4 protein-coding genes are annotated in these 3,945 nt (G+C 63.0%); all 4 read right to left on the bottom strand.

Annotated features, from left to right (window positions below; genetic code table 11):
• Positions 1-157: 157 nt before the first annotated feature.
• Positions 158-874, bottom strand: coding sequence for a glycosyltransferase family 2 protein (locus WB528_RS19170; RefSeq protein ID WP_423889969.1), 717 nt, complete (start codon positions 872-874; stop codon positions 158-160).
• Positions 875-900: 26 nt separating this feature from the next.
• Complete coding sequence (locus WB528_RS19165; protein ID WP_423889968.1) at positions 901-1,959, bottom strand: radical SAM/SPASM domain-containing protein; 1,059 nt, start codon at positions 1,957-1,959, stop codon at positions 901-903.
• 1 nt (position 1,960) lies between these two features.
• Complete coding sequence (locus WB528_RS19160) at positions 1,961-3,340, bottom strand: hypothetical protein (RefSeq protein ID WP_423889967.1); 1,380 nt, start codon at positions 3,338-3,340, stop codon at positions 1,961-1,963.
• A partial coding sequence (locus WB528_RS19155) for a TIGR04282 family arsenosugar biosynthesis glycosyltransferase (protein ID WP_423889966.1) occupies positions 3,337-3,945 on the bottom strand: 609 nt, incomplete at its 5' end. The genes WB528_RS19160 and WB528_RS19155, both read right to left, overlap by 4 nt.

Below are 3,945 nucleotides of genomic sequence, written 5' to 3'. Positions count from 1 at the left end.
GACCTATATGTTCCTGGCGCTACTGATGTTCGTTTTCGTCATCGATGCCGCCGGGCGGAGGCTTGGCTTCGATGCCCTGTTGCGGCGACATTCTCCCGCCGTGCGCGACGGCAAGGGGTTGATCGGTCGCGTGTTGCAGATCGTGGGCTGAGCTGCCTCAACTCCGCCGCTCGCGCCGCAGGCTGAGCGCCAGGCGACAGAAGGTCATCGCCAGCACCGCGGCGGCCTTGAGGCCGGCCCAAAAATTACCTGAAACCTTGGAGACCCCGCCAATGCGGCGGCACTGACCGACCGGGATTTCCTTAGCCGGCAAACCGGCGGCGGCGACCCGCATCAGCATTTCGAGGTTCCAGCCATAGGTCGCCTCACGCATGCCGAGCTCTCGCAGCGCATCGCGCCGGATGGCGCGAAATGGCGACAGATCGCTGAACCGCATGCCGTACATCATACGGATGAGGAGACCGCCCACACGCCCCGCTGCGATCTGCTGCGGCGCGAGACTCCCCGGTTCCCGCTGGCCTCGGATGCGCGACCCTAGCACGAACACTGCCTGGCCAGCCGCAATCGGTGCAATCAACGCCGGGATGAATTCCGCCGGGTCGCTGCCGTCGCCATCGAGAAAAACGACGATGTCGGTATCTTCACACAAAGCCGCGGTGCCGGCCTGGATAGCGCGCCCGTACCCGCGCCGCGGTTCAACGATGACCCTCGCACCAGCCGCCGTTGCACGCTCCGCGGTTTGGTCCTTGGACGCGCCGTCGACGACGATGACGTCCGTGACGCCATGCCCGCGGACGGACGCGACGACGGGGCCGATCGCGTCCTCCTCGTCGAGACAGGGAATAATGGCGGCGACAACCGGCGCCGAACGCATCGGTTCAAGATTCGAAAAAGCCTGCGTCACAGGCTCCAGCATAGCCCGCAATTGGCGCACGTCGCAGGCGGCTTATCGGACAACAGTGCACCGCGAAATGCGCGGTATTCGGGTCCGTTCCAGATGTCTTGCAGGCTTTGTTTGGTCGCGTCGCCCAAGGTGTAGTTTTCATAACCGTGCATCGCGAACGGAGCGATGCAGCATGGCAGGGCGCGGCCGTTGGCCGTGATGTACATCAGCGACCACGGTCGCCGGCACAACGACCAGGGCGAGTCACCATCGGCCTTCTGCAGGCTGAGACCGGGCTCCGACGCCGCACCCGAAGCATTAAAGGCAATTCCGAGCGAGCGGGCCAGGTCCTCGGCTTCCTTCAAGTAACCTGCCTCATCGCGGGTCATGCGTTCGAACAGCGCCTGATCCGGCCGGGCGAAGCCAACTGTCGCCCGATCGAAATACACCAGCCGCTGCAGATAAATTTCCTTGATGCCGAGATCGGCCGCCACTTTCACGAAGGCTGGCAAATCGGCAATCGTCTCTTTTAGACCGATCAGCCACAGCGACACCAGCGGCCGATCGATACCTTCGCGGTCCTGCAGGTCGCGAAATGCTCGCACGTTGTGGAGAATCCGGTTGAAATAGTCCGCGCCGCGTATCGCCTTGAAGGACTCGCGGTTGGACGCGTCGAGCGATACGCGCAATTCATCGAGCCCCGCGTCGATCAGGGCACGGCCGTTGCGCGCGTTGAGCACCGTGCCGTTGGTGTTGAACAGCACATAGACACCGCGCTCCTTGAGATACTCCACCATGCGCGGCAGGGACTTCATCAGCATCGGCTCACCGACACCGTGCAGCACAGCGCGGGCGAGATCCGGCACTTGCTCGACGAGGCGCGTGAACAAGTCCCAGCTTAGGTCGGCAGGCGGTTCAAGCTCCTCATAGGTGCGCGGGCAGGTCGTACACAGCAGATTGCAGCGGTTGGTCACCTCCAGATAGAGGCAGACCGGCGGATGTAACGCCTCGTCAGTCCGTGCCTCCGGCACAGCCTCGTAATAGTGGCTCGGATGGACACCAGCGGATGAGATCATGTCATTGCACCGTCAACGGCCGCTTCTGCCGCCTGGACCAAGCCGACCAAGCCCAACACGACAGCGCGCTCCCGAACAGCACGGATTTGACGATCAGCGTCGCGTGGGCATTCGATGTCGTCGCCGCAGTGAGCAACAAGGCTCCAACCGACATCGCCCAAGTAGGTGCCAAAGTGGGCGCCCATATGGGCACATTTCTCAAAAGCGCTCCAAACGGAACCAAGATCACGTAATACCACGGGTATTCTGGCGATAACAGCAGTAAGGCAGCAAGGAACAGCACATTGGCGTTGCAGAGGGTTACCGCCGCATTTTGCGTCCGCTGAAATGCCGCGCGCAACGCGAGGTACAGCAATAGTGCGCCGGCCAACAGCACGTAGCACGCGACGTCGTAGCGGCTCGTTCCGAACGCGAGGCGCCACAGCGACAACAGCCAAAAGCCACCGCCCGAGTCTAGCCCCTCCTCGTTCAGATAACCGTGCGTCAGGAAGCCCAGCACACCCCAGCCAACGGATAGATATGGCAGATAACAAAGCGCGACCGCCGCAACGACGATGACGGGAATTTTCCAGTTCCACGGCCGCCAGATGACCGCAAAAGCCGGCGCGGCGAGTGGCTTCGCCAGGCTCGCCAGCGCGACCGCGAACGCGCCGCTTTGTGGTCGTCCGCCTATGGCAGCCCAAAGTCCAACCAGCGTCAGCGCCATCATCAGCGAATCGACATGGCCGCCGTTCGCGATTTCCCAGATCGCCAGCGGATGCCACGCATAAGACACGATGCGCGTGAGCGGCTGCTGCATGCGGCGCAGCATCAACAGCATCACGAACACGCTCAGCGCTTCGCAGGTGAGCATGGCGAGCCGCATGACGAGGGTGCTCGCGCCAAACCGCGTTGCCACAAGAAAGAAAAATTCGGCGACCGGCGGGTAGATGGTCACCGCATAGTTGGCGCGGTTGATGTTCGGATAGATCGCGGCATCGCGAAGCTGCGCGAGCGCAGGATCGGCAGGAACGTAGCGATAGGGATTTATGCCGGCCGCCTGCACGGTGCCATCCCACACATAGCGATAGACGTCGGATGACAGGAATGGATGGAACGACAGGGCATAGACGCGAAGCACGACCGCGAGCCCTAGAATAAACACGAGAGCCTTCCGTCCCTCGATCCGGTCTGCCAGCACGGTTGCGGCGTAGGTCAACGCGGCCGTGACCACGGCGATGGCCGTAAATGCCTTGTCGCCGCCGATCCGTTGCGCAAACGGTGTCGCCGCGACCAAGGCCGCGATGAGCGTCCCGGCCGCGATGAGTTGGTTGAAAGCCGCGCTGCTTGAGGCCGGCGAATGTAGCGGACATGCCGACGCGACGGGATGCGGCAAACTCACCGAATAGCCTCCGGCACCGTTGCCAAGAGCGCTCGCGTCGCAGTAGCCGGACCGCCGCCATGGAAGCGGCCTGGCCGGCCGGCCAACTCGTCCCGCAGCCAGCGGTAGGATTCGCTGTCGTCAACGTCATACCATTCGGGCAGTAAGGCGCTTTCGAGTGCCGCCCCCTGCGCGCGCTGCAGCGTGGTACGCGCTACGCTGGCCGTGCCCCACGAAATGTCGGTGAAAACAGCGCGGTGGGGATGCTTGAGTCCGATCAGATAATAGCCACCGTCGGCGGCTGGGCCGAGCACAAGGCGATCGCCGGGCATGCGCAGCCTTTCGATGGCTTTTATGAGAAACCGTGTCGGTAACGTCGGACTGTCGCCGTTGACGAGAATGACGCAGTCGTGTGGCGTGGCGAGCAGGTCCTGTGTCGCGCCGAACAGTACATTGCCCAGGTCGGCGTTAGCCTGCAGTACAAGACCGAACGATGGCGGAAACAAACGCCGGAAGTCGTCCTCTGTGCCCGCCGGCGCGTAAACGCCGTAGCCGCGCCGCCCCATCTGCTCGGGAACGGCCTCAATCGCGGCAGCAACGTCGCGCAGGAAGCAGCTCGCGAGTTG

The sequence above is a fragment of the Bradyrhizobium sp. genome, assembly GCF_049586575.1.
In the GTDB taxonomy this organism is placed as follows: domain Bacteria; phylum Pseudomonadota; class Alphaproteobacteria; order Rhizobiales; family Xanthobacteraceae; genus Bradyrhizobium.
Note: the sequence above shows the minus strand (reverse complement) of the source record. Positions and strands in the feature narration are given on the sequence as shown.